Genomic DNA, 1,952 nt, shown 5'->3' on the forward strand with positions numbered 1-1,952 from the left:
TGCCGTCCGCGTCCGTGAGGCGCCGCAGGACGTCGAGGCCGCGGACGAGCGGGGTGACGGCCTCGGCGGGCGGCGGGGTCACGGGCGGGGACGGCGGAGCGAGCACGGGCCCACCGTAAGCGACGGCGCGAGGCGGACTCAGCGGCTCAGGAGTTCCAGGACGCGGTCGAGCGCGGCCGGGGCGAGGTGGCGGCGCAGGGCGTCCACGACCTCGTCCGGGGTGGCCCGGCTGTCGATCCTGATTACGCCGTAATCACGGCCGCGCTTCTCCTTGCGGGCCGGGGGGACCGCCGCGGTGAACGGGGCCGGCAGCTCCTGCTCGTCCCGGGGCAGGCGGGCGATGCGCCGGGCGTCCTCGACGGAGACCCGGCCGTCGGCGAGGGCCTCCTGCAAATCCTCGCGCAGCTTCATCAGGGACAGCCGCTGCGAGACGAAGCCCTGGGTCTTGCCGATGCGGGCGGCGACCTGGCGCTGCGAGTAGCCGTGGGCGGTGATCAGGCCCTGGATGGCCTGGGCCTGTTCCAGCTCGGTGAGGTCGTCGCGCTGGACGTTCTCGATGAGCGCGTCCTCGTCGCAGCGGCTGGCGTCGTCGCGGACGAGGACGGGGACGTCGTCCAGGCCGGCGAGCTTCGCGGCGGCCAGGCGCCGGTGACCGTGCAGGACGACGTAGGGGGCCTTGCCGACGGCCTTCTTGTGGTGCGGGTGGGCGGCGAGGAACACCGCGGCGGGGACGACGCCGAGGGCTTGCAGCACGCCCCGCTCCCGGACGGTCTCGGCGAGGCCTTCGAGGTCGCGCAGCTCGTGGCGCGGGTTGTCGGGGTTCTCGGCGAGGTCGGTGACGGCGACGGCCAGCGGCTTGGTGTCGGGCCGGGCGGGCGGCGCGGTGTCCTTCTCGGCCGCCGCGTCCCGGGACAGCAGGGAGGACAGGTCGGTGCGGCGCCCCATCAGGCCTTCACCTTCTTCTTGGGGGTGTTCTTCTCGGCGGCCTTCTTGCGGGTGCGGGACCGGGCGGGCTTCGGGATCGCCGCGAGCCCGACCTCCAGGGCGAGCCGGAAGAAGTCCTCGCGGGCCTGGAGGGCGACGCGGTTGGCGCCGTACTGCGTGACGACGAGGCCGTCGGCGCTGGCCCGGGTGTGCAGCTTGTAGTGGCGTACGACGGTGCGGGCCAGCGGCCAGCCCTGGGCCTCGACGAAGGCCCGGGTCTGCTCCAGGTCGGCCTTGCCGTCGCGCGGGTCCCAGTTGTTGATGACCACGCGGAAGGGCAGGCCGCGCGGCTTCACGACCCGCTCGACCGTGCGCTGGGTCGGCTGGAAGCCGAGCGGCTCGGGCTCGATGGGGACGATGACGTCGGTGGCGTTGGACAGCACCGCGCGCAGCGCGTCCGCGGCGGCGCCCTTGCCCAGCGGGTCGGCGCCGGAGTCCTCGGCGAGGTCCAGCCAGCCCGGGGTGTCGACGAAGACGTGCTGCGCTGAGGGGATCCGGGACAGCGCGGCGAGGCCCGGCAGGTCGTTGTGGGCCTGGACGAAGTCGAAGGGCAGCCCCTCGCCGACGCGCTCGGACCACCACACGGCGGAGCCCTGCGGGTCGATGGAGACGGCGACGACGGGCGGCCGTTCGGCGTCGGCGGCGCCCGCGCCGAGCACGTCGGCGGTCACGGCGGCGAGGTTCACGGCGAGCGTGGACTTTCCGACGCCGCCTTTCTGATTGAGGATCACGTGTACGTGGGCCACGAATACTCCCTAACTGGTGCGTTTGGGGCGGGTGTTCGTGGCCACTGTGGCAGCGCGCCCGCGCGGGCGCGGGTGTACACGCCGTTGCGTCCCCGGTTATGCGCTGCCGTCGAGTTCGGGGAGGCGTACGGCGTCGGGGGCGGGGCCCCGGAAGGCCGGTCCCCGCAGCAGCAGCGGGGTGGCCAGGAGCAGGACGCCGGCCGCGGCCAGCGCCGGGCGGGT

Annotated in this window: 2 protein-coding genes; both read right to left on the minus strand. The window is 74.4% G+C overall.

Annotated elements, in window-relative coordinates; all coding sequences use genetic code 11:
* Nucleotides 1-138: 138 nt before the first annotated feature.
* Nucleotides 139-945 (minus strand): ParB/RepB/Spo0J family partition protein, encoded by an 807-nt coding sequence (locus G3I40_RS39890; protein WP_164559711.1) that lies wholly within the window; start codon nt 943-945, stop codon nt 139-141.
* Entirely contained in the window at nt 945-1,730 is a 786-nt protein-coding gene (locus G3I40_RS39895; RefSeq protein WP_164559712.1) for a ParA family protein, read from the minus strand. The genes G3I40_RS39890 and G3I40_RS39895 overlap by 1 nt, the downstream gene beginning before the upstream one ends.
* Nucleotides 1,731-1,952: the final 222 nt, after the last annotated feature.

Origin of the sequence: Streptomyces sp. SID14478 (genome assembly GCF_010548525.1) — a bacterium.
Lineage (GTDB): Bacteria > Actinomycetota > Actinomycetes > Streptomycetales > Streptomycetaceae > Streptomyces.

Bases quoted from the DNA above. Each gene is read 5' to 3' on its own strand.
- G3I40_RS39890 (WP_164559711.1), bottom strand. From the start codon at position 945: ATGGGGCGCCGCACCGACCTGTCCTCCCTGCTGTCCCGGGACGCGGCG.